Raw genomic sequence first — 21814 nt, forward strand, 5'->3', positions numbered from 1 at the left:
CCCGGACGTCCCGGCTGCTCGCCTCGCGCCTTCTTCACCATCTGCCACCTCGTGTCCGCATGCTTCGATCAGAGCATAACGCGCGAGATGTTGTTTTCGTCTACACCCTCTGAGAGGCTGTGAACAAATCCGTCACGCCCGCTCGGCCCGCCCAAACACGGCCACTCTGCGTTGCAAATGCTCGCCATAGCCCGAGCTATGGCTGTGCTTTGCGCCTTGATTGGCCGCGTTTGGACGACCCGCTCGGACGCGCCGAATTCATTCACAGCCTCTGAGCCTGCGGTGCGCCGCAAGCCCGGCACATACGCTGACAATTGCTGCAATTCGCTTACCGATCTTGCGTGATGGGTGGCATTTGTAAGCAATTCGAGGGCTAGGATCAACTTCTTTACAAGGAGATCGCATGGCCCTGCAAGCACCGTTTTTTGGCAAACGGGAAACCGACGTTTTCAATCCGCGACACCCCAACCCGAGCAGCCCCGGCGCCGGTACGGTGACATCCTCCAGCGCGGCCACCAGCGCGCCCGGCGCCAGCACCAAACCGGCTCCGGCGGCCAGCAGCCCGTCCACGCCGGCCACGCCGACCGCGCCGCCCAAGGAAAGCGGCAGCAAGCTCACCGTGGGTCCCAACATCAAGCTCAAGGGCGTCGAGATCACCGACTGCGACACCCTGGTGGTCGAGGGCCTGGTCGAGGCGACCATGGACTCGCGCGTGATCCAGATCGCGGAGCACGGGGCCTTCAAGGGCTCGGCCGAGATCGACATCGCCGAGATCCACGGCGCCTTCGACGGCGAGCTGACCGTGCGCGAGAAGCTCGTGATCTATGCCACCGGCAAGGTCAGCGGCAAGATCCGCTACGGCCGCGTGGTGATCGAGGAAGGTGGCCAGCTGGCCGGCGAGATCCAGGCCAGCGGCCTGCAGAGCCGGCCCGCGATCAGCGTCGCCGCCTAGGGCCTGTTCACACTATTTTTTGCGAGATGCGTTGCGGATCAAAAAGGCCATGCGCAAGGCGCGAAACGCAGCCGGGGTCGGGCCCCGGCGATGTTTCGCAACGCGGCGCATGGTCTTTTTGGCCGCAACCCGAAGGGAACGGGGCTGAAAAAGCGCCACTCGTCGTTGCACTCCTAGCCCAGGCGGCCAGCCTGGGCGTCGTCGCGCGCCTAGATTGGCGCTTTTTCAGCCTCATTCGCACTCGTAAAAATAGTGTGAACAGGCCCTAAGCGACCGATCAGCGCTGGCCCTGCACCAGGGCCATGCGCCGGCGCAGGCGCTCGGCCTCGGCCGCATCGCCGCCCTGTTCCGCCAGCCGCAGCTGCACCCCCAGCCAGGCCAGCAGCGGGCGGCGCCACCCTTGCGTCGAGGCCGTTTCCACGGCCTGGCCCCGCACCTCGGGACTGGCCCGTCCCGCCTGCAGCAGCACGCCGGCCGCCACCAGGCGGGCCAGCGGTTCGGCTTGCGGCAGTGCCGCGCCGCCGGCCGCCACGGCGCGCTGCGGCGCGGGCAGGCGTGCCAGCTCCTGGGCCGTGAGGGCCCGACCCGCCAGGTAGTCGGCGTAGGCGCGCTCGTCCGGGCCCGCATCGACGCGCAGGGCCTCGAAGCCGGTGCAGGGCTCGAGCACCAGGCTGGCCACCCGGGCCGCGCAGCGCATCAGTTCGGCGCGCGCCACCAGGTCGATGCGGCCGGTGCGCGCGAGTTCGGCACGGCCGCGCTCGAACTCGCGCTCGGCCACCCGGTTGTTCCCCTCCAGGTAGGCGGCGACCGCGCGCTCGAGCGCAGCATGCGCGCTCATATGCCAGTCGGGCGGTGGGGGGCCGCCGGCACAGGCGGCCAGCAGCAGCACCAGGATCCAGCAGGCCTTGTTCATGGCAGCTTCAGCTCCCGCTCGCGTGCAAACGGCCATTTGCGGTTGATCTCGTTGACCAATTGCTCCAGCTTGCGCAGGCTGGACTCCACATCGGCGCGCAAGTCACCGAGGTCGGTGGTCGCCTCGCGCGTGTTGGCGGCAATCCCCTGGGCCTCCTGCAGCAGAGCGTCGAAGCGCTTGAGGCTGCCGCGCGCCTCGGCCAGCAAGGCATTGAGCTGGCGCAGCGTGGCCTGCGCATCCCTCATGGCGCCCTCGGGCCCGAACACCTGGGCATCGGCCTTGGCCGCCAGGCCGTCCATACGGGTGAGCAAGGCGTTGGCACGGTCCAGCGCCTCGATGAACTTGCGCGCCTCGGCCTCGCTGCCGGTCAGTACCTGCAGCGCGCCCTGCGGCCCGGCCAGGCGGGCCGTCGTGGACTGCAGATGGCCCAGGCTGGCGGCCAGGGCCGCGTCGGGCGCGGTCAGGGCCTGCAGGTTCTGCACCAGCTCGCGCACCGAGGCCAGCAGGCGCGGCACCTCCTCCGAGGCGTCGCCGCGCAGCACGGTGCGCTCCGCGCCGTCCTCCAGCGGCTTGTCCTGCAGCATGCCGCTGAAGGCGCGCAGGCGGGTGCCGCCGACCAGGCTGCGCTCCAGCGTGAACACGCTGGACTGGCGCAGCCAGCGCGCGTCCTGGCGCGGCACGTCGATCAGGATGCGCGCCTTGCCGTCCTCGGCCAGCTCGATGCGGCGCACGCGGCCGATCGGGAAGCCGGAAAAGCTCATGTCCATGCCGACCACCACGCCTTCGGAGTCGTCGGCCACCAGCACCAGGCGCTGGGTACGCTCGAACACGCCGCGGGCGTACAGCAGGTACAGCGTCGAGCCCGCCAGCAGCAGCAGCATGAACAGCAGCAGCAGCGTGGCCTTGAGCGCCAGGTGCGGCACCGGCGGCGGCGCCTCGGGCGGCATGGGCGAAGGGGACTCGGCGGGCGGGTTCATCGGGGCTCAATAATAGTTGCCGACCAGCGAGGCCACCTCGACCAGCAGCACCAGCGACAACATGCGCACCAGGCCCTGGAGCTCGACGCTGGTGCGCGAGCGCAGCAGGTCCTGCTGCGAGGTGGCGATCGGGATCACCGAGACCGCCAGGCCGAAGAACAGGGTCTTCAGGCCCAGGATCAGCGCCACCGGGGCGTTGAACACATGGCCCACGGTGCGCGTGTAGCCGGCGAAGCCCCAGGGCGTGAAGCCGTAGACCGAGAGGTAGGCCAGTGCCAGCGCCAGCATGCCGCTCACCGAGGCCAGCGCGAGCACGGCGAACACGCCGGCCACCACGCTGGGCACCAGCTCTTGGCGCAGCGGGTCCTGGCCCCGGGCGCGCAGCGCGTCAAATCCGCCGCGGGTGCGCAGCTTGTAGAGCTCGGAGCCGCGCGGGATGCTGTAGCGCAAGGCGACGAACAGCGCGGCAAACAAGGGCAGCAATTCCAGCACCAGCACGCGCACCACCATCTCCAGCGCGTAATGCGACAGGTCGTAGCTCTGCGCCGTGACGATCACGATACGGATCAGCACCAGGCTGACCAGGGCGGACAACACGCTGAACCAGGCCAGGCTGGGCGCGGTCGCCAGGTAGAGATGGCTCACCAGCACGTCTCGGTGCTCGGCCCGGTAGCTGCTCGGAGACAGCGCGAGCACCAGGACCTCGGCGGCGAAGCGGACGATGCGCCACCACCCCCCCAGCCAGCGCCAGGCGCCCTGCCCCAGCTCGCGCAGCACGCCCGGCAGCGAAGTGACAAGCCTCATGCGGACATGATAGCGGCGCCGGCCAGGTCGCCCCCGCTACCAGGCGTGAGCCTCGGTCAGCATGCTGTCGATCTGGGCCGCGGGCACGGCGCTGGAGAACAGCCAGCCCTGGCAGGTGGCGCATTTGTGCTCGCGCAGGAAGCTCAGCTGGGCGTCGGTCTCCACGCCGCCGGCCACCAGTTCCAGCCGCAGGGCCTGGGCCAGCATCAGGATGAACTTGACCAGGATCGCCGACACCTCGTCCGTGACCAGGTTCTCGACGAAGGTCCGGTGGATCTTGAGCTTGTGCAGCGGCAGCTGCTTGAGGTAGGCGACCGAGGCGTAGCCGGTGCCGAAGCCGTCCAGCACGATGCAGGCGCCCAGGGCGGCCAGGGCGTGCAGCTGCGGCTCGATGAAGCGGTGGTTGGGCATGGCCTGCGACTCGGTGATCTCGAACTCCAGCCATTGGGCCGACACGCCATGGCGCTGCAGCACCTGCCTGACCCGGTCCGGGAAATCCTTGTGCCGCAGCTGATGCACCGACAGGTTGATGGCCACCCGCACCGGCCGGCCGCAGCGCGCCCATGCCGCGATCTGGCGGCAGGCGGTGTCCAGTATCCATTCGCCCAGCGGCAGGATCAGGTCGGACAACTCGGCGACGGCGATCACGTAGCCGGGCGCCACCATGCCGAGCTCGGGGTCCTCCCAGCGCAGCAGGGCCTCGACACCCACGACCTGGCCGGTGTGCACATCGACCTGCGGCTGGTAATGCAGGCTCAGCAGGTTCTGCTCCATCGCCTTCTTGAGCTTGCCCTGCAGCAGCAGCTTGTCGCTGACCTGGGTGTGGACCTGGCTCGAATAGGTGACGTAGCCGCCCCGGCCCGCAGCCTTGGCCTGGTAGGCGGCGAAGTCCGCGTAGCGCAGCAGGTTGTCGGCGTCCCTGGCGTCGTCGGGGTAGAAGGCGATGCCTATGCTGGCCCCCACCATCACGTCGTAGCCCTCGACCTGGTGTACCGCCGACAGGGCGAGCAGCATTTTCTCGGCCACGCGCGCGGCATCCGCATGCGAGTGGATATCGGTCAGCAGCACGGCGAATTCGTCACCGCCCAGGCGGGCGAGCTGGTCGTCGGCGCGCAGCGTGCGGCGCAGGCAGCGCGCCACCTCCACCAGCAGGGCGTCGCCGACCACGTGGCCGAAGCTGTCGTTGACCAGTTTGAAACCGTCGAGGTCGAGCACCAGCAGGGCCATGGGATGCAGTTCCCGCCCCAGCGACGCGCAGCGCTGCGCCAGCACCCGGCTGAACAGGCGCCGGTTGCCCAGCCCGGTCAGCGCATCGTGCGAGGCCTCGTGCTCGAGTTGCTCCTGCAGTTGCCGGTAGGCCGTCATGTCGCGCACCAGCACCACGGCACAGGCGCGCCCCATCAGTTGGGCCTGGCCGAGGGCGATGTCCACCGTGACCAGGCTGTGGTCCTTGCGCAGCAGCTCGAACTGGCGCACCGGGCCCATGCGGCGGGCCTGCGGCTCGGAAAAGTAGTCGCGCACCAGCTCCTGGTGCGGCAGGCGCGCCTCGACGGGAAGCAGCCGCTCCACCGGCTGACCGATCAGCTCGTCCGGCGCATAGCCGCTGAGCTCGTGCATGGCCCGGTTGGCGCTGAGCACGGTGCCGTCCTGGTCGACCAGCAGCAAACCGTCGGGGGACGCGTCCACCATGGCTTCCGCCACGCTCACCCAATTCTCCGGCAATCCGTACGAATCGCTGCTCGCTCGTTCCGACATAGGCCCCTGTTTCTTGTTCCAGGCTGGGTTTGACACCCGCTGACCGGTTTCGCGCACCCCTGTTCGTGCGTTCGCGCCTCTTCGGCGTGAAAACCGTTGTCGCCTTGGCCGAGTGTAACCGTAGCGCCAATATTGAAACCAAATATATCCAACCCCAAACCACCCTTGGCGCCGGGACCGTTGAAGCCATGCAACGGTGCGGGCCGGCACCCAAGGATAATCCCGCGCATGGCCTGCGATGAACCCATTCCCACTCAATCCGACGGCGCCGGACCGGCGCTGCGCCGCCCGCGCTCCAAGACCGACCTGTTCGTTTCCTTCACCGTGCTGGCCCTGCAGGGCTTTGGCGGCGTGCTGGCCGTGGTGCAGCGCGAGCTGGTGGACCGAAAGCGCTGGATGACGCGCGAGCAGTTCGTCGAGGACTGGGCCGTGGCCCAGATCATGCCGGGCCCCAATGTGGTCAACCTCTCGATGATGATAGGCGGGCGCTACTTCGGCCTGCCCGGCGCGCTGGCTGCCTTGGCCGGCATGCTGACACTGCCCTGCGTCATCGTGCTGCTGCTGGCGGTGCTCTACGGCGGCGTGGCCGAGACGCCAGTGGCCCAGGGCGCGCTGCGCGGCATGGGTGCGGTGGCCGCCGGGCTGATCACCGCGACCGGCCTCAAGCTGATCGGCGCCCTGGGCAAGAACGCCATGGGCCTGCCGGTCTGCGTCGCCCTGGCGGCTTTCACCTTCGTCGCGATCGCCCTGCTGCGCTGGCCCCTGGCCTGGGTGCTCGGGGGACTGGGCGGAGCGGCCTGCGTCTGGGCCTACCTGCGGCTGGGCGTTCACGCCGCCAGCCAGGAGCGACGGACATGAGCATCACCATGACCCCTTCCGACTGGATGGCCCTGTTCAACCATTTCGCCTCGCTCTCGCTGCTGGGCGTGGGCGGCGCCATCACCACCGCCCCCGACATGCACCGCTATCTGGTGCACGAGCAGCATTGGCTCAGCGAGCCGCAGTTCGGCTCGAGCATCGCGCTGGCCCAGGCCGCGCCGGGGCCGAACGTGCTGTTCGTGGCGCTGATGGGCTGGAACCTGGGCCTGAACGCGGGCGGAGGGCTGGCAGCCGGGCCCGCGGCCTGGACGCTGGCGCTGCTGGGCGTGGCGATCGCCCTGGCCGGCATCATGCTGCCCTCCTCCATCCTGACCTACAGCGCCACGCGCTGGGCGCACCGCAACCGCGAGCTGCGCGCGGTGCGGGCCTTCAAGACCGGCATGGCGCCCATCGTGGTCGCGCTGCTGGTGGCCACCGGCTGGCTGCTGAGCGCGGTGCACGACCAGCCCGCGCGCGACTGGCCGCTGTGGCTGCTGACGGCGGCCACCACGCTGATCGTCTGGCGGGCACGGCTGCACCTGCTGTGGCTGATCGGCGCCGGCGCCCTGCTGGGCGCGCTCGGCCTCGTGTAGGGGCGCGGCTTCAGCGCGGGTTCTCGAAGAACACCGCGTTGCTGTAGTCGCTGATCTCGAAGTAGACCTTCTTCTCGCCGGGGTCGACCTGCATGTTCAGGTTCTCGTCGAGCACGCCGTAGCCGTAGCGGTAGGCGCGCGGCTTGCCGTCGTCCGTGCCCAGGGCGGTGCTGACCTTGTCGATCTTGAGGAAGCGCCGCACCAGCTTGTCGCCGGCATAGACCTCGAGCACGCCGTTGGTGCCGGTCCAGTTCTGGATCTCGCGGCTCAGCTTGTTCTGCTGCTCCTGGGTGCAGGCCGCCAGCAGCAGCGCCACGCCCATGGCCAGCATCCCCCGTCCCATCGCTCCTGCCGTTCTCATCGTCACCCTCCTCAGGCCGTGCGCTGGCGCAGCGCCTCGTACAGGCACACGCCGCTGGCCACCGACACGTTCAGGCTCTCCACCGCGCCGCGCATGGGAATGCTGATCAGCTCGTCGCAGGTCTTGCGCGTGAGCTGGCGCATGCCGGTGCCCTCGGCACCCAGCACCAGTGCCACGGGCCCCTGGAGATCGATCTGGTACAGGGTCTTGGGCGCGTCGTCGCTGGTGCCAATGCACCAGATGTTGCGCTCCTTGAGCTCGCCCAGGGTGCGCGCCAGGTTGGTCACCATGAAGTAGGGCATGGTCTCGGCCGCGCCGCTGGCCACCTTGGCCACGGTGGCATTGATGCCGGCCGCGTGGTCCTTGGGCGCGATCACCGCGTGCGCGCCGGCGCCGTCGGCCACGCGCAGGCAGGCGCCGAGGTTGTGCGGGTCGGTGATGCCGTCCAGCACCAGCAGCAGCGGCGGCTCGCCCAGCTGGTCCAGCAGGTCGTCCAGCGAGCTCGCCTGCGCCAGCGGCTCGACCCGCGCCGCCACGCCCTGGTGGCCGTGGCTGCCGCAGAGCTTGGCCAGGCGCAGGCCGTCGGCCTCGATCAGGCGCGCGCCGACTTCCCGGGCGCGCTCGAGAAAGGCGCGCATGCGCGCGTCGCGCCGCGTCGGCTCGTAGTAGATCTCGATGACGGATTGCGGCGCGGTCTTCAGGCGCACGCCCACGGCGTGGAAGCCGAACAGCACTTTGGGAGAGGACATGGCCCGCATTATCGGGCCAGCGACGGGGCGCCCGGCGCTCAGGAAACCGGCTCGGCCTCTGGCAGCAGCCTGCCCGCCTCGATGGTGATGCGCCGGTCGCAGCGCGCGGCGATGCCGCGGTCGTGCGTGACCAGCACCAGGGTCGTGCCCTGCTCGCGGTTGAGCTCGAACATCAGCTCCATGATCTTCTCGCCGGTGGCGAAGTCCAGGCTGCCGGTCGGCTCGTCGGCCAGCAGCACGGCGGGCTGGACCACGAAGGCGCGCGCCAGCGCCACGCGCTGCTGCTCGCCGCCGGACAGCAGCTTGGGGTAGTGGCCCAGGCGCTGGCCCAGGCCCACGTGCGCCAGCATCTCGGTCGCGGCGCGGCGCGCGTCGCGGCGCTCGGCCAGCTCCAGCGGCAGCATCACGTTCTCCAGCGCCGTGAGGTTGCCCAGCAGCTGGAAGCTCTGGAACACGAAGCCCAGCTTCTGCGCGCGCAGCACGGCGCGCGCGTCCTCGTCGAGTGCGAACAGGTCCTGCCCGGCCAGCCGCACGGTGCCGCGCGTGGGTGTATCCAGGCCGGCGATGATGGACAGCAGCGTGCTCTTGCCCGAGCCGGAGGCGCCGACGATGGCCACCGTTTCCCGCGGCGCCAGGGCGAAATCGATATCGCGCAAAATGTCGAGCGTGCCCGTGGAGTCGGTGACCGACTTGAACACATGCTCCACTGAAATAATCGCCTCGCTCATGCAACCACCGTTTTTGTTGAACCGACGCCACTTTAGCGTGGCCGCCTTCTGGACCGGCGTCCTGGGGTCTTGTGCAGCAGGCGCGGCGCAGCCCGCCACCATCCTGGTGCTGGGCGACTCGCTGAGCGCCGAATACGGCCTGCGGCGCGGCAGCGGCTGGGTGGCGTTGCTCGAGCAGCGCCTGGCCAGGGAGAAGATCGCCGCGCGCGTGGTCAACGCCAGCATCAGCGGCGAGACCACCTCGGGTGGCCGCTCGCGCCTGCCGGCCCTGCTGTCCCAGCACCGGCCCAGCCACCTGGTGCTCGAGCTCGGCGGCAACGACGCGCTGCGCGGCCTGCCGCTGACCATGACCCAGGACAACCTGAGCTGGATGACACAGGCCGCGCAGAAAGCCGGCGCCAAGGTGCTGCTGGTCGGCATGCAGGTGCCGCCCAACTACGGCGCAGACTATGCGCGCCGCTTCGCGGCCCTGTTCGTCCAGGTGGCGCGGGCGCAAAAGGCGGCCGTCGTGCCGTTCCTGCTCCAGGGCGTGGCCGACGGCCCCGACCCGACGCGGCTGTTCCAGCCCGACCGCATCCATCCGCGCGAAGAAGCGCACCCGATCATGCTGGGCAATGTCTGGCCCGAACTGAAGAAACTGTTGTCATGAGCGTGCATCCCATCAGCGCCATCGAGGCCATGGCCCGGCTGGCCACCTTCGGCGCCATCATCGACGCGCGCAGCGAGGGCGAATACGCCGAGGACCACCTGCCCGGCGCCGTCAACTGGCCCTCGCTCAACAACGAGGAGCGGGCCCGGGTCGGCACCCTGTACAAGCAGGTCAGCCCCTTCGAGGCGCAGAAGATAGGCGCCGCCCTGGTGGCGCACAACATCGCCGCCCACATCCAGCGCGAGGTGCTGGACAAGCCCAAGAACTGGCAGCCCCTGGTCTACTGTTGGCGCGGCGGCAAGCGCAGCAACTCGCTGGCCCATATCCTCGGTCAGATCGGCTTTCGGGTGCACCTGGTGGAAGGAGGCTACAAGGCCTTCCGCAGCGCGGTGCTGGCCGACCTGCCGGCGCAGGCATTGCGCCTGCAGTACCGCGTGGTCTGCGGGCCGACCGGCTCGGGCAAGACTCGCCTGCTGCAGGCCCTGGCCGCCGCCGGCGCCCAGGTGCTGGACCTCGAAGCCCTGGCCTGCCACCGCAGCTCGGTGCTGGGCGTGATCCCCGGGCAGACCCAGCCGTCGCAGAAGCGCTTCGACAGCCTGGTCTGGAAGGCGCTGCGCGGCTTCGACGCGGCGCGCCCGGTCTACGTCGAGGCCGAGAGCAAGAAGGTCGGCAACCTCGGCGTGCCCGACAGCCTGATGGAGGCCATGCGCGCCAGCCCCTGCCTGCTGCTGAAACTCTCGGACGAGGAGCGGGTGGCCCTGCTGCTGGAGGACTACGCCTTCTTCGCCCGCGATGCCGAGTTCTTCTGCCAGCGCCTCGATGCGCTGACCATGCTGCGCGGCAAGGCCGTGGTCGAGGGCTGGAAGGCCCAGGTGCGGGCGGGCCAGGTGGAGCCTGTGGTGCGCGAGCTGCTGCTCAAGCACTACGACCCCGGCTACGCCGAGTCGACCCGGCGCAATTTCACGCAGTTCACCCAGGCGCAGGAGATCGCGCCCGACGACCGCTCCGCGGCCGCGATGGACCGGCTGGCGCGCCAGCTGCTCGCCCAGGCGGGCTGAGCGCCGGCGCAGGGCGGGCACCCGCGCCGCCTCGGCGCCCTGTGCCTGTCACTCGGGCTTGGACTCGACGCCAGCCGCCGCGTCGCCACCCTCGGCCGACTCGGCATCGGACTCCGTCTCGGGCTCCGTGCCCTGCTTGCGCTCGGCGCGCGCCTTGAGCTTCTCTTCCTTCTTGCGCTTTTTCGCCAGCTCTTTCTGGCGCTTCTCGTATCCGTAGTTGGGTGTTGCCAAGGTGTGTTCTCTCCTTCAGGGACGTTCACTGTACCAGCTGGGATTGGCGCGCAAGCTGCCCGGCGATTTTTTTGCGCGCCTCACAGCGGCTCCACGCGCTGGCGAAGCCTGGCGATCAGCTCGGCACTGAGCTTCAGCCGCGCGCCCTCCTCGTCCAGCACATGGCCGAAGGCGCGCCGCTTGAGGGCGCGAATGTCGAAATCGGCCGCCTCGAGCTGCGCCAGCTGGCCGAGCGCGACCCGGGGCCAGGCGCCCCCCCGCCTCGGGCATGAACAGCGCGCGGCAGGCGCTCACCGCGGGCATGCTCAGGAAGCGGATGTCCTCGTACACCGCCAGCTCGTCGATGCACTTGTGGATCTTGAGCTTGAGCAGGTCCAGCGACTCGGAGTCGACCACCCAGGACGGCTCGCTGTCGCCGCCCGGGTAGAGGTCGTTGACCTCGTACAGCACGAAGTTCAGGCGACGCTTCTTGTAGACCACGCCGAAGTTGAGCACCATCCTGCCGAAGGCCGGCAGCTCGGCGGTCTCGCGGACATGCTCGGGCATCACATAGCTGTCGCGAATCACGCCTTGCTGCCGGGCCCAGGCCTCTACGACCGCCTGGATGCGGCGCGCCTCCTGCGAATCGGGTAGCGGCAGGCGCCGAGGATCAGCCGAACCACGAAATCGAGCGCCTCGAACACCAGGGAGCGCATCCAGGCGTCGTAGACGATCAGCGAGCGGGACAGGAAATGGGTGGACGACAGCCGCCATTGGCGCAGCTCGTCGGCCGTGAACGGCCCGCCCAGCCGGCCCTCGGTGGCCTCCTCGATCAGCCGCGCGACCTGGGCGCGGGCGTCGAGGATGGCGCCCTTCAGGCGCCTGGCCTGGACGTTGTAGTGGCCGACGCCGGCCAGCTCGTTGTAGATCGGCGCCTGGCGCGGCAGGTCCACCAGGGCACCACGCAAGGTCGCGAAGAAGCCCGGCACGCCGGTGGACGCGGCGCCGCCGCTGCGCGGACGCGGGTCGACGAAGACCAGGCGGAGGTCGACCTCACGGAAGGCGCCGTGGCTGCGTATGGCGTCTATGCAGGCCTTGGCCGGCAGCACAGCCCCTCGCGGTTGAGCCGGGTCAGCAAGGGGCGCTCGAAGGGCCAGAAATACCACTTGCTCCACAGCCGCGCCCGGGCCTCCGGGGCCAGCAGGTTCAGCATGTCGGCCTCGGCGAGCCACAGGTTGGTGATCGGCGTCAGGCTCAGGTCGTGCGCGATCGCCGTGGCCAGCGCGACGCCGTTGATGCCGCCCGCCGACGCGCCGGCCACGATGTCGACGACGACCCGCAGCGACAGATGGCGGCCCAGGGTCTGCAGGAACTCGAGGTACAGGTCCCCGGTTGACGCCTGAGGCTCGTCCGGGTACTGGGCCTGCAGCGCGCCGCCGGCGGGGCGCTGCCCCCCATGTTCCGGATCGGCGTGGTAGGTGCGGGAGGCGCGGGCCAGGTTCAGGATCTCGCGGTTGATGCCGTGCTGGTAGATGGCCAGCGAGACACCGCCGAAGAAGACCACCGCGAGCCTGAGTTCCTTCTCCTTCATGGGCCAGCCCGTCGGCCTGCCGGGCGCCGTGCGGGACGACGGAGCATGTCGATCATGCCGCCGCCTCCGGCGCCGCCGGTGGCGCCTCCCGCCATTCGACCGCACCGCGGTAGGCGTGCCAGCTCGCGTGGCCCAGCCAGGGCCCGACCAGCCACAGGCCCAGGCCCCAGGGCAGCAGGGCCAGCACGACCAGGGCGGAGATCACGAGGCCCCACAGCAGCATCACGCCGGGGTTGGCGAACACCACGCGCAGGCTGGTGATGGCGGCCGACACGGCGTCCGTGTCGCGGTCCAGCACCATGGGGATGGACACCACGGTGGTGGCATAGACCAGGGCCGCGAACAAGGCGCCCACGCCCAGGTAGACCGCCACGAACTCCCAGTTCTGCGGATTGAACACCGCCTGCAGCACCCCCGTGGTCGAGGGCATGCCGGTGTTGAAGAAGACTGCGAACACCACCAGCGAGGCCCGGCCCCACAGCAGTTCCAGCACGATCAGCACCAGCACCAGCATGGCCATGCTGCGCAGGTGCGCGTCCCAGCAGGTCAGCGAGGCGCCGAGTTCAGGGCGCAGGCCCAGCTCGCGCCTTCGGCTGACCTCGTACAGGCCCATGGCGAGGAAGGGCCCGACCAGCAGGCAGCCCGAGGCGATCGACAAGGTGTACTCGGGCCGGTTGCGGAACACCAGCCCCAGCACCAGGGCCATGGTCCACAAGCAGGCCCCATAGAACAGGGCGATCCCGGGACTGGCCGCCAGGTCGCGCGCGCCGCGCGCCAGCCAGCGCAGCGGATCGGCCGGCCCCAGCGGCCGCATCAGCGCCTGCGGGCCGGAGGGCGACGGTGGGACATAGGGGTGGTCCATGACCGGCAGCTCGGCAGACGAGCTGGCCGGACGGGCCTCGGGGTCGGCCGGCGCAGCCGGGTCGGGCATGGGACGAGACATGCGGTACTTCTTCGGGTCTTGAAACCAGCTCAGACTAGCGGCCCGGGCCCGGCCCTGCCAGTCAGGAAAACACCGAGACTCCTCCGCCCCCCGGTCAGGGCGGAGGCGGCAGCGCCGCAGCCAGGGCCTGCTCGAGGTCGCGCCGCAGGTCGGCCACGGCCTCCAGACCGGGCGAGAAGCGCAACAGCGTGCCTTGCGCCAGGTGCTTCGGCCAGCCGGGCCGCATGGCGCGCAAATCGTAGGGCATGACCAGGCTGACCGGGCCGCCCCAGCTGTAGCCGAGCTTGAACAGGCGCAGCGCGTCGCAGAAGGCGTCGACCTGCTGCTGGCCGTAGCGCGCGTCGACCAGCACGCTGAACAGGCCGGCTGCCGCGCCCTCCCCGCCCTGCGGCGCGCAGAGCCGGCGCCAGTGGGCGTGGCCGGGCGAATCCGCCAGCGCCGGGTGCAGCACCTGCGCGAACTGCGGCTGGCGCGCGCACCAGGCGGCGAGCTCGCGCGTGGCCGCGTCGTGGGCGCGGTAGCGCAGCGCCATGCTGGGCAGGGAACGCAGCACGGCCTCGACGTCGTTGAGGCCCACGCCCAGGCCCAGCCGCATGTGGGTCAGCTTGAGCTTGAGGTGCAGGGCCTCGTCGCGCGTGACCACGCTGCCCATCAGCAGGTCGCCGCCGCCGCTGGGGTACTTGGTCAGCGCATGCACCGAGATGTCGACGCCCAGGCCTGGGGCCAGCTCGAAGGGGCGGAAGGCCAGGCCGGCGCCCCAGGTGTTGTCGAGCGCGCACAGCACGCCCCGCTCGCGACAGATGCGCACCTGCTCGGGCAGGTCGGGGAACTCCAGCGTCACCGAGCCCGGCGCCTCGAGCCAGACCAAGCGCGTGCGCTCGCCGATCTTGGCCGCCAGGTCGGCCGGATCCATGGCGTCGTAGAGCCTGTGGCTGATGCCCCAGGCGCGCAGCTCGCCCTCGGCCAGGGCCTTGTTGGGCCCGTAGGCGTTGTCGGGGATCAGCACCTCGTCGCCGCTTTTGAGCAGGGCCAGCGCCACGTTGGCGATCGCCGCCAGGCCGCTGGGCTGCAGCAGGCACTGCAGGCCGCCCTCCAGCGTGCACAGCCGCTCCTCGAGCGTGAAGGTGGTGGGCGTGCCGTGCAGGCCATAGGTGTAGCCAGCCTTGCCCTTCCAGTCGCGCTGCCGCATGGCCGCGACGCTGGCAAAGATGACGGTTGAGGCCTTGAACACGCCGGGCTGCGGCGCGGCAAAGCCCGCAGGCGGCTGGTAGGGGTGGTGGATCAGCTGGGTGGACAGTTCGGGCGGCGTCTCGTTCATGCGCAGCATGGTAGCGCCGTCGCGGACGGAACGCCGCCCGCGGCGCGGGCGTGCAGGCGCATGGCCCTTTGCGCCCGCAGGCGGATCAGAGCTTCCACTTCTCCATCAGCTTGTCCGGCGTCATGCTGTCGTAGCCTTCGAACGGCTGGTGGATCCAGGGATTGGTCGGCAGGACCTCGACCGAGTAGTCGGGCGTGAAGCTGGAGCAGCCCTTGGTCCAGATCACGGCGCTGCGCAGCTCGGAGATCGGCTCGTAGCTGCTCTTGAGCTGCTGGATCACGGCGTTGAGCGTATGGCCCGAGTCGGCCAGGTCGTCGACCAGCAGCACCCGCCCGGCGATCTCGCCCTTGGGCGTGGTGATGTAGCGCGCGATGTCCAGGTGGCCCTGCACCGTGCCGGCCTCGGCGCGGTACGAGCTGGTGGACATGATGGCCAGCGGCTTGTCGAAGATGCGCGAAAGAATGTCCCCGGGGCGCATGCCGCCGCGCGCCAGACACAGGATGGTGTCGAACTGCCAGCCCGACTGGTGGATTTTCAACGCGAGCTTCTCGATGAGGTTGTGGTACTCGTCGTAGCTCACGTAAAGGTGCTTGCCGTCTTCGGTCAACATGGGAGGGTTTCCTGTAGGGATGGCGGCCCCGGCCGCCTTGGCGCTGGCGATGCGCGGCCGGGCGGGTTCGATGGCGTCCTCAGTCGGCCAGGTAGGGGTGGTGCATCATGATCGTGTGGTCGCGGTCCGGACTCGTGGACACGATGTGGATCGGCACCCCGGTGACCTGCTCGATGCGCTGCAGGTACAGGCGGGCGGCGACCGGCAGCTTGTCGTACTGGGTGACGCCCACGGTCGAATCGCTCCAGCCCTCGAGGGTCTCGTAGACCGGCTTGCAGCGCGCGATCTCGTCCGCGCCCAGCGGCAGGATGTCGATGGTCTCGCCGTCGAGCTCGTAGCCGGTGCAGAGCTTGAGCTCCTCCAGGCCGTCCAGCACGTCGAGCTTGGTGATGCACAGGCCCGACAGGCCGTTGACCTGGGCCGAACGCTTGAGCAGCGCCGCGTCGAACCAGCCGCAGCGGCGGCTGCGCCCCGTGGTCACGCCCCTCTCGGCGCCCACGGTGCTCATGTGCCAGCCCGGCGTGCCTTCCTGCTCCCAGTCGAGCTCGGTCGGGAACGGCCCGCCGCCCACGCGCGTGCAATAGGCCTTGGTGATGCCCAGCACGTAATGCAGCATGCCGGGGCCCACGCCCGAGCCGGCCGCCGCGTTGCCGGCGACGCAGTTGCTCGAGGTGACATAGGGGTAGGTGCCGTGGTCCACGTCGAGCAGCGTGCCCTGCGCGCCCTCGAACAGCAGGTTGTCGCCGTTGCGGTGCGCCTCGTTGAGCTCGCGCGAGACGTCGGCCATCATGGGGCGCAGCAGCTCGGCATGGTGCATGGCCTCGGCGTACACCGGCTCGAACTGGACCTCGCCGCCCTGCACATAGGGCTGCAGGGCCTCGCCGAAGGCGAAATCGCGCGAGCCCAGGTAGCTGGTCAGCACGTGGTTGTGCAGCCCCAGCAGCTCGCGCAGCCTGGCGGCGAAGCGCTCGGGGTACTTGAGGTCCTGCACGCGCAGCGCGCGGCGCGCAATCTTGTCCTCGTAGGCCGGGCCGATGCCGCGGCCGGTGGTGCCGATCTTCTCGGAACCGCCCTGCTCGCGCGCGGCCTCGCGCGCCACGTCGAGTGCGGCGTGGAAGGGCAGGATCAGCGGGCAGGCCTCGCTGATGCGCAGGCGCGTACGCACCTCGACGCCGGCGCGCTCCAGGCCTTCGATCTCCTCGAGCAGCTTGGCCGCCGACACCACCACGCCATTGCCGATGTAGCAGGTCACGCCGGGGCGCATGATGCCGCTGGGGATCAGGTGCAAGGCGGTCTTCACGCCGTTGATCACCAGGGTGTGGCCCGCGTTGTGGCCGCCCTGGAAGCGCACCACGCCCTGCGCGCTCTCGGTCAGCCAGTCGACCAGCTTGCCCTTGCCCTCGTCGCCCCACTGGGTGCCGACGACGACGACGTTACGTCCTTTGGTAATGTTCATTTCGCTCTTCTCAGATCAAAGCAGATCAAAGGGCCTGCACGACCCACTGTCCCGCCAATTCGACCAGCTCGCGGTCGCACAGGAATTCGTCGATTTCACTCTCGTGGCCCGGCAGCACGCAGACCACGGTCTCGCCGCGCCCGCGCAGCGCGGCGACGGCTGCGCGCAGCTCGGCTGAATCGCGCCAGGGCGCGCGGATCGCCGCGCGCAGCGCACGCGGCGCGGCCACCCCTACCAGTTGCTTGAGGTCCAGGCTGAAGCCCACGGCCGGGCGGTCGCGGTCCAGCTTGTGGCCAAACACCGCGCCCACGCCGTCGTAGCGGCCGCCGCGAACCACGGCGTCGCTGGCGCCGCGCGCATAGACCGCAAAGCGCGCGCCGCTGTAGTAGGCGTAGCCACGCAGGTCGGCCAGGTCGAAGCTGACCGCCGCCCCGCCGAGCTGGCTGGACAGGCGTTTCAGCTGGGACAGGGCCTGGCCCACGGCCGGAAAGGCCTGCAGGGCTTTTTCGGCCTCGGCCAGCACCTGGGCGTCGCCGTACAGGCGCACCAGCGCCAGCAGCCCCTCGCGCACCGCGGCCGGGAGATCCCGGCTCAGGGCGGCCAGCTCGCTCGCGTCCTTGGCGGCCAGGGCCGCGTGCAACTGGGCCAGCCGGTCGGGCTCCAGCGCCACGCCGGCCAGCAGCGCCTGCACGATGCGCGCGTCGGCCATGTCCACGCTCAGGCCCTCGACCTGGGCCGCCTGCAGGCAGTCGAGCGCCAGTTGCAGCACCTCGAGGTCGGCCTCCAGGCCGGCATGTCCGTAGATTTCGGCCCCCAGTTGCAGCGGCTCGCGCGTGGCGTGGGGGCGGTCGGGCCGGGTGTGCAGCACCGGGCCGCAGTAGCACAGGCGGGTCACGCCGGCGCGGTTCAGCAAATGGGCGTCGATGCGCGCCACCTGCGGCGTGGTATCGGCGCGCAGGCCCATCATGCGGCCGGAAAGCTGGTCGACCAGCTTGAAGGTCTGCAGGTCCAGCGCCTCGCCGGTGCCGGTCAGCAGCGACTCCAGGTGCTCGATCAGCGGCGGCATGACCAGCTCGTAGCCGTAGCTGCGGGCAGTGTCTAGCAATTCGCGGCGGAGTTCTTCGATGTGCCGGGCCTCGGACGGCAGGACATCGGCGATGTGATCCGGCAGGACCCAGGCGGACATGTGGTTTCGGGGCGCTGTTAAAAACGTGATTCTACCGGGCTTGCGGCCGGCTCAGGCCGCCAGCCACAGCAGCACCAGGCCCAGCAGCACGCTGCACAGGCCGAAGAAGCGGATCTGGCCGTCGCGCCACTGCAGCAGCTGCGCGAACACGCGCCGCCAGCCCCCGGGCGAAGCCAAGGGGAGCAGGCCCTCGATCACCAGCACCAGGGCCAGCGCTGTCCACAGGCTGCCGCCGTCCAAGAATCCGTTCCCCCTGCAGGCTTTATTTCTTGGGCGCGGCCGCGGCAGCGCCGCTGCCGCGCATGGCCTTGAAGAACTCCGACGAGGGGTCCACCACCATCACGTCGCTCTTCTTGTTGAAGCTGGCCTTGTAGGCCTCCAGGCTGCGGTAGAACTGCGCGAACTGCGGGTCCCTGCCGAAGGCCTCGGCGTAGATGCGCGCGGCCTCGGCGTCGCCCTCGCCCTTGATCTTCTGGGCGTCGCGGTAGGCGTTGGCGACGGCCACCTCACGCTGGCGGTCGGCGTCGGCGCGGATCTTCTCGCCCTCGGCGCCGCCGGTCGAGCGCAGCTCGTTGGCCACCCGCTTGCGTTCGGCCTCCATGCGGCGGTAGACCGACTCGGTGATCGCGTCCACGTAATCGGCCCGGGTGATGCGCACGTCGACCACGTCGACGCCCCAGGGCTTTGCGCCCTTGACCACCTCCAGCACCTCGCGCTTGACGTCGGCCATCAGCGCCTCGCGCTTGAGCGACAGCAGGTCCTTCACGGTACGCTTGTTGATCTCCTCCTGGAAGGCGTTGCGCACCACGCGGTTGAGCTGGTTGGCGCCGGCGTTCTCGTCCAGGCCCACGTTGCGGATGTAGGCCTGCGGGTCGGTGATGCGCCAGCGCACGTACCAGTCGATCACCACGCGCTGCTTCTCGGCGGTGAGCATGGGCTCGGTGTCCACGCTGTCGAGCGTGAGCAGGCGCTTGTCGATGTAGGACACGTTCTGGAACGGCGGCGGCAGCTTGAAATTCAGGCCGGGCTCGGTTATGACCTCCTTGATCTGGCCGAGCGCGTAGAGCACGCCGAACTGGCGCTGGTCGACCACGAACAGCATGGAGCTCAGCAGCGCCAGCAGCACCAGGAGCGAAGAAGCAATAAATCCAACACGGTTCATTCCGGACTCCTTATCTCGTCTCGCGCTCGCGCGACCGCGACGCATCGCGCGAGCGCGCATCGCCGGCCGGGGCACTCGACGCCGCACCGCCGGCGGACCCGCTGCCGGCCGCCGGCGCAGACTGCGCCTCGGCCGCCGCCCCACCCTGGGTGGTCATCTGCACGATCTTGTCCAGCGGCAGGTACAGCAGGTTGGAGCCCTGGCGGCTCTCGACCAGGACCTTGGTCACGTTGCCGTAGATCTGCTGCATGGCGTCCAGGTACATGCGCTCGCGCGTGACCTGGGGCGCCTTCTGGTACTCGGCCAGCACGGAGCGGAAGCGCTGGGCATCGCCCTGGGCCTGGGCGACGATGCGCGCCTTGTAGGCATCGGCCTCCTCCTTGAGGCGGGCGGCGGAGCCGACCGCGCGCGGGATCACGTCGTTGGCGTAGGCCTGGGCCTCGTTCTTGGCGCGCTCGCGCTCCTGGCCGGCCTTGAGCACGTCGTCGAAGGCGGCCTGCACCTGTTCGGGCGGACGCACGCCGCCTTGCTGCAGGTTGATGCCGACCACCTCGATGCCGACCTTGTAGCGGTCCAGGATGGTCTGCATCAGGGCGCGCACGCGCGGCGCGATCTGGTCGCGCTCCTCGGCCAGCGCCGAGTCCATGCGCATCTTGCCGACCACCTCGCGCACCGCGGTTTCGGCCGCCTGCACCACGGCCTCGGCCGGGCTCTTGCTCTCGAACAGGTAGGCGCGCGCATCGCTGAGCCGGTACTGCACGGCGAACTTGATCTCGACGATGTTCTCGTCCTCGGTCAGCATGGCCGACTCGCGCAGCCCGGTGGACTTGATCACGTTGTCGCGCCCCACGTCGACCGAGCGGATCTGGGTCACGAACACCGGCTCATGGCGCTGTATTGGGTAAGGCAGGCGCCAGTTGAAGCCCGCGCCGACCGTGGCCTTGTAGCGGCCGAATTGGGTGACCACGGCCTGCTGGCCTTCCTGGACGATGAAGAAGCCCGTGCCCAACCAGATCAGCACCGCCACGCCGGCGATCAGCCCCACGCCCAGGCCCGCGCTCTTCATGTCGGGCTGGAAGCCCCCGCCGCTGCCGCCGAAGCGGCCGCCGTTGGGGCCGCGCCCATTGCCCTTGCCGCCACCGAACAGGCCGCCGAGCTTGCGATTGAAGTCGCGCCACAGCTCGTCCAGGTCCGGCGGGCCCTGGTTCGGCCCCTGGTCCCGTCCGTCCTGCCCGGGCCGCTGCGGCGGCGGGCTATCGGGCCGCTGCCCCTCGGGCCTGTCCCCTTCGTCGGACTTGTCCTCGCCGCGCCCCCAGCGCGGGTCGTTCAGGTTGAACATGCCCCGGATGCGCTGCGGCAGCACGGTCCATCGAAAGGCGCGTAGAGGGAGGTTCATTCGCATGCTTTTCTTGTCTAGGTGATTCCGATTGTGCCCAATCAGGGAGCCGCTTCGTCGAATGGTGCCGAAGCCGCCGCTGCCGACTCCGGCGGCAGCGCCGCCTTGGCCGTGGCGGCCAGCTGCGTGCGCAGCGCGGCCAGGCCCTCGCCGCTGCTGGCGCTGACGAACAGACGCGGCACCTGCTGGCCGTCGAGCTCCAGCGTGTCTTGCAGCAGGCGCGGGCGCCGCTCGCTGTCCAGGGCGTCGAGCTTGTTGAACACCAGTATCTGCGGCACATGGGTGGCGCCGATCTCGCCGAGCACGCGCCGCACCTCGGCCATCTGCTCGGGATGGCCGGGGTTGGCGGCGTCGACCACGTGCAGCAGCAGATCGGCATCGGCCGCCTCCTGCAGCGTGGCCTGGAAGGCGTCGATCAGTCCGTGCGGCAGGTCACGGATGAAACCCACGGTGTCGGACAGGGACACCGAGCGCCCCGCCTCGCCCAGGTAGAGCTGGCGCGTGGTGGTGTCCAGCGTGGCGAACAGCTGGTCGGCGGCGTATGCGCGCGCCTTGACCAGGGCGTTGAACAGCGTGGACTTGCCGGCGTTGGTGTAGCCGACCAGGGAAATGTTGAAGGTGTCGCGGCGGTCGCGCTGGCGGCGCTGGGTATGGCGCTGGCGCTTGACCTTCTCCAGCCGCTCCTTGGTGCGCTTGATGGCCTCGCCGATCATGCGGCGGTCCAGCTCGATCTGGGTCTCGCCCGGGCCGCCGCGCGTGCCTATGCCGCCGCGCTGGCGCTCCAGGTGCGACCAGCGGCGCACCAGGCGGGTACTCAGGTACTGCAGACGCGCCAGCTCGACCTGCAGCTTGCCTTCGTGGCTGCGCGCGCGCTGGGCGAAGATCTCCAGGATCAGCAGCGTGCGGTCGTTGACCGGCAGGCCGATGTGGCGCTCCAGGTTGCGCTGCTGCGCAGGGCTCAGCGCCTGGTCGAACAGCACCTCCTGGGCGCCGTGCTGCTCGGCCAGAAAGCGGATCTCGTCGGCCTTGCCGCTGCCGACGAACAGCGCGGCATCGGGCGCCCGGCGCTTGCAGGTCAGGCGAACGACCGGCTCCAGGCCGGCGGTCTGGGCCAGCAGGCCCAGTTCCTCCAGTTCGCCGTCGAAATGGGGAAGACCAAAGTCAACGCCGACCAGGATGGCCGGCGCGCGTGGGGAATCGGGTGAATCAGGCAAGCTCAATTGGGGAAAAGCGGAACCCGGTCCGGACCGCGCCGAAGCCGGGTGGGCTTCGGCAGGCGGATCAGGCCGCGCCCGGCTCGGCGCTTTCGGCGGCCTGGAAGTTGACGGCCCGGCCCGGCACGATGGTCGAGATGGCGTGTTTGTAGACCATCTGGGTCACGGTGTTGCGCAGCAGAACGACGTACTGGTCGAAGGACTCGATCTGCCCCTGCAGCTTGATGCCGTTGACCAGGTAGATCGACACCGGCACATGCTCGCGACGCAGGGTGTTGAGGAAGGGGTCTTGTAGGAGTTGCCCTTTATTGCTCACGATATTCTCCGTGTT

At 69.7% G+C, this 21814-nt stretch carries 26 protein-coding genes; 5 read left to right on the top strand and 21 right to left on the bottom strand.

All coding sequences use genetic code 11. The annotated features are described in order from the left end of the window. Positions 1-403 precede the first annotated feature (403 nt). A complete protein-coding gene (locus tag FFS10_RS09350) occupies positions 404-952 on the top strand; it encodes a bactofilin family protein (RefSeq protein WP_137893871.1) in 549 nt (182 codons plus the stop codon). 277 nt (positions 953-1229) lie between these two features. Here FFS10_RS09350 and FFS10_RS09355 read toward each other — a convergent pair whose 3' ends face one another. The 4 genes from FFS10_RS09355 to FFS10_RS09370 are packed head-to-tail and all read right to left on the bottom strand — an operon-like array spanning position 1230 to position 5353. Then, positions 1230-1865, bottom strand: a complete 636-nt coding sequence (locus FFS10_RS09355) for a hypothetical protein (protein ID WP_137893874.1) — start codon at positions 1863-1865, stop codon at positions 1230-1232. After that, positions 1862-2842 carry an MlaD family protein gene (locus FFS10_RS09360; protein ID WP_137893876.1) on the bottom strand — a complete coding sequence of 327 codons (981 nt, stop codon included), beginning with the start codon at positions 2840-2842 and terminating at the stop codon, positions 1862-1864. Before FFS10_RS09360 ends, FFS10_RS09355 begins: the two co-directional genes overlap by 4 nt. Before the next feature lie 6 nt (positions 2843-2848). After that, a complete protein-coding gene (locus FFS10_RS09365; RefSeq protein WP_137893878.1) occupies positions 2849-3646 on the bottom strand; it encodes an MlaE family ABC transporter permease in 798 nt (265 codons plus the stop codon). 36 nt (positions 3647-3682) lie between these two features. Further along, positions 3683-5353, bottom strand: coding sequence for a putative bifunctional diguanylate cyclase/phosphodiesterase (locus FFS10_RS09370; protein ID WP_171016128.1), 1671 nt, complete (start codon positions 5351-5353; stop codon positions 3683-3685). A gap of 276 nt (positions 5354-5629) precedes the next feature. Here FFS10_RS09370 and FFS10_RS09375 point away from each other — a divergent pair, with 276 nt between their 5' ends. Together FFS10_RS09375 and FFS10_RS09380 are read left to right on the top strand one after the other, a co-directional pair. Next, a complete protein-coding gene (locus tag FFS10_RS09375; RefSeq protein WP_137893882.1) occupies positions 5630-6259 on the top strand; it encodes a chromate transporter in 630 nt (209 codons plus the stop codon). Continuing rightward, on the top strand, positions 6256-6852 hold the full coding sequence (locus tag FFS10_RS09380; RefSeq protein ID WP_137893884.1) for a chromate transporter: 597 nt from the start codon (positions 6256-6258) through the stop codon (positions 6850-6852). Before FFS10_RS09375 ends, FFS10_RS09380 begins: the two co-directional genes overlap by 4 nt. Before the next feature lie 10 nt (positions 6853-6862). Here FFS10_RS09380 and FFS10_RS09385 read toward each other — a convergent pair whose 3' ends face one another. The 3 genes from FFS10_RS09385 to FFS10_RS09395 are packed head-to-tail and all read right to left on the bottom strand — an operon-like array spanning position 6863 to position 8690. Further along, positions 6863-7213 carry a hypothetical protein gene (locus FFS10_RS09385; RefSeq protein ID WP_137893886.1) on the bottom strand — a complete coding sequence of 117 codons (351 nt, stop codon included), beginning with the start codon at positions 7211-7213 and terminating at the stop codon, positions 6863-6865. 11 nt (positions 7214-7224) lie between these two features. Continuing rightward, entirely contained in the window at positions 7225-7962 is a 738-nt protein-coding gene (gene rlmB, locus FFS10_RS09390; RefSeq protein ID WP_137893888.1) for a 23S rRNA (guanosine(2251)-2'-O)-methyltransferase RlmB, read from the bottom strand. A gap of 38 nt (positions 7963-8000) precedes the next feature. After that, complete coding sequence (locus FFS10_RS09395) at positions 8001-8690, bottom strand: ABC transporter ATP-binding protein (protein WP_137893890.1); 690 nt, start codon at positions 8688-8690, stop codon at positions 8001-8003. On the opposite strand from FFS10_RS09395, the gene FFS10_RS09400 reads away from it, so the two are divergent. Further along, positions 8689-9339 carry an arylesterase gene (locus FFS10_RS09400; RefSeq protein WP_137893892.1) on the top strand — a complete coding sequence of 217 codons (651 nt, stop codon included), beginning with the start codon at positions 8689-8691 and terminating at the stop codon, positions 9337-9339. The genes FFS10_RS09395 and FFS10_RS09400 overlap by 2 nt on opposite strands. Then, positions 9336-10397 carry a tRNA 2-selenouridine(34) synthase MnmH gene (gene mnmH, locus FFS10_RS09405; protein ID WP_137893894.1) on the top strand — a complete coding sequence of 354 codons (1062 nt, stop codon included), beginning with the start codon at positions 9336-9338 and terminating at the stop codon, positions 10395-10397. The genes FFS10_RS09400 and mnmH overlap by 4 nt, the downstream gene beginning before the upstream one ends. Positions 10398-10445: 48 nt before the next feature. Here mnmH and FFS10_RS09410 read toward each other — a convergent pair whose 3' ends face one another. The 14 genes from FFS10_RS09410 to hfq all read right to left on the bottom strand — a co-directional run bounded on the left by FFS10_RS09410 (position 10446) and on the right by hfq (position 21799). Continuing rightward, a complete protein-coding gene (locus tag FFS10_RS09410) occupies positions 10446-10628 on the bottom strand; it encodes a hypothetical protein (RefSeq protein WP_137893896.1) in 183 nt (60 codons plus the stop codon). Between the two features lie 15 nt (positions 10629-10643). After that, positions 10644-11195, bottom strand: coding sequence for a hypothetical protein (locus FFS10_RS23455; protein ID WP_249931230.1), 552 nt, complete (start codon positions 11193-11195; stop codon positions 10644-10646). Positions 11196-11218: 23 nt separating this feature from the next. Further along, a complete protein-coding gene (locus FFS10_RS23460; RefSeq protein WP_249931231.1) occupies positions 11219-11716 on the bottom strand; it encodes a hypothetical protein in 498 nt (165 codons plus the stop codon). Next, on the bottom strand, positions 11692-12198 hold the full coding sequence (locus tag FFS10_RS23465) for a patatin-like phospholipase family protein (RefSeq protein ID WP_249931232.1): 507 nt from the start codon (positions 12196-12198) through the stop codon (positions 11692-11694). The genes FFS10_RS23460 and FFS10_RS23465 overlap by 25 nt, the downstream gene beginning before the upstream one ends. A gap of 52 nt (positions 12199-12250) precedes the next feature. After that, entirely contained in the window at positions 12251-13141 is an 891-nt protein-coding gene (locus tag FFS10_RS09420) for a DUF2189 domain-containing protein (protein WP_502702734.1), read from the bottom strand. Between the two features lie 94 nt (positions 13142-13235). Next, a complete protein-coding gene (locus FFS10_RS09425; RefSeq protein WP_502702736.1) occupies positions 13236-14468 on the bottom strand; it encodes a PLP-dependent transferase in 1233 nt (410 codons plus the stop codon). A gap of 76 nt (positions 14469-14544) precedes the next feature. After that, the gene (locus FFS10_RS09430) at positions 14545-15069 is read right to left on the bottom strand and encodes a phosphoribosyltransferase (protein ID WP_137893900.1); all 525 of its coding nucleotides are present in this window, start codon (positions 15067-15069) and stop codon (positions 14545-14547) included. A 79-nt stretch (positions 15070-15148) separates the two neighbouring features. Then, the gene (locus FFS10_RS09435; RefSeq protein ID WP_137893902.1) at positions 15149-16525 is read right to left on the bottom strand and encodes an adenylosuccinate synthase; all 1377 of its coding nucleotides are present in this window, start codon (positions 16523-16525) and stop codon (positions 15149-15151) included. A gap of 25 nt (positions 16526-16550) precedes the next feature. Further along, complete coding sequence (locus tag FFS10_RS09440; RefSeq protein ID WP_137893904.1) at positions 16551-17711, bottom strand: ATP phosphoribosyltransferase regulatory subunit; 1161 nt, start codon at positions 17709-17711, stop codon at positions 16551-16553. A gap of 51 nt (positions 17712-17762) precedes the next feature. Beyond that, complete coding sequence (locus tag FFS10_RS09445) at positions 17763-17951, bottom strand: DUF2065 domain-containing protein (protein ID WP_137893906.1); 189 nt, start codon at positions 17949-17951, stop codon at positions 17763-17765. Between the two features lie 22 nt (positions 17952-17973). Then, entirely contained in the window at positions 17974-18873 is a 900-nt protein-coding gene (gene hflC, locus FFS10_RS09450; RefSeq protein ID WP_137893908.1) for a protease modulator HflC, read from the bottom strand. 10 nt (positions 18874-18883) lie between these two features. Beyond that, positions 18884-20269: an FtsH protease activity modulator HflK gene (gene hflK, locus FFS10_RS09455; protein ID WP_137893910.1), complete on the bottom strand. Its 1386-nt coding sequence runs from the start codon at positions 20267-20269 to the stop codon at positions 18884-18886. Positions 20270-20310: 41 nt separating this feature from the next. Then, entirely contained in the window at positions 20311-21489 is a 1179-nt protein-coding gene (gene hflX, locus FFS10_RS09460) for a GTPase HflX (RefSeq protein WP_137893912.1), read from the bottom strand. A 61-nt stretch (positions 21490-21550) separates the two neighbouring features. After that, positions 21551-21799, bottom strand: coding sequence for an RNA chaperone Hfq (gene hfq / locus FFS10_RS09465; RefSeq protein ID WP_502702739.1), 249 nt, complete (start codon positions 21797-21799; stop codon positions 21551-21553). Between the last annotated feature and the right edge of the window lie 15 nt (positions 21800-21814).

This window comes from Ramlibacter sp. 2FC, from assembly GCF_005503345.1.
Lineage (GTDB): Bacteria > Pseudomonadota > Gammaproteobacteria > Burkholderiales > Burkholderiaceae_C > SCMQ01.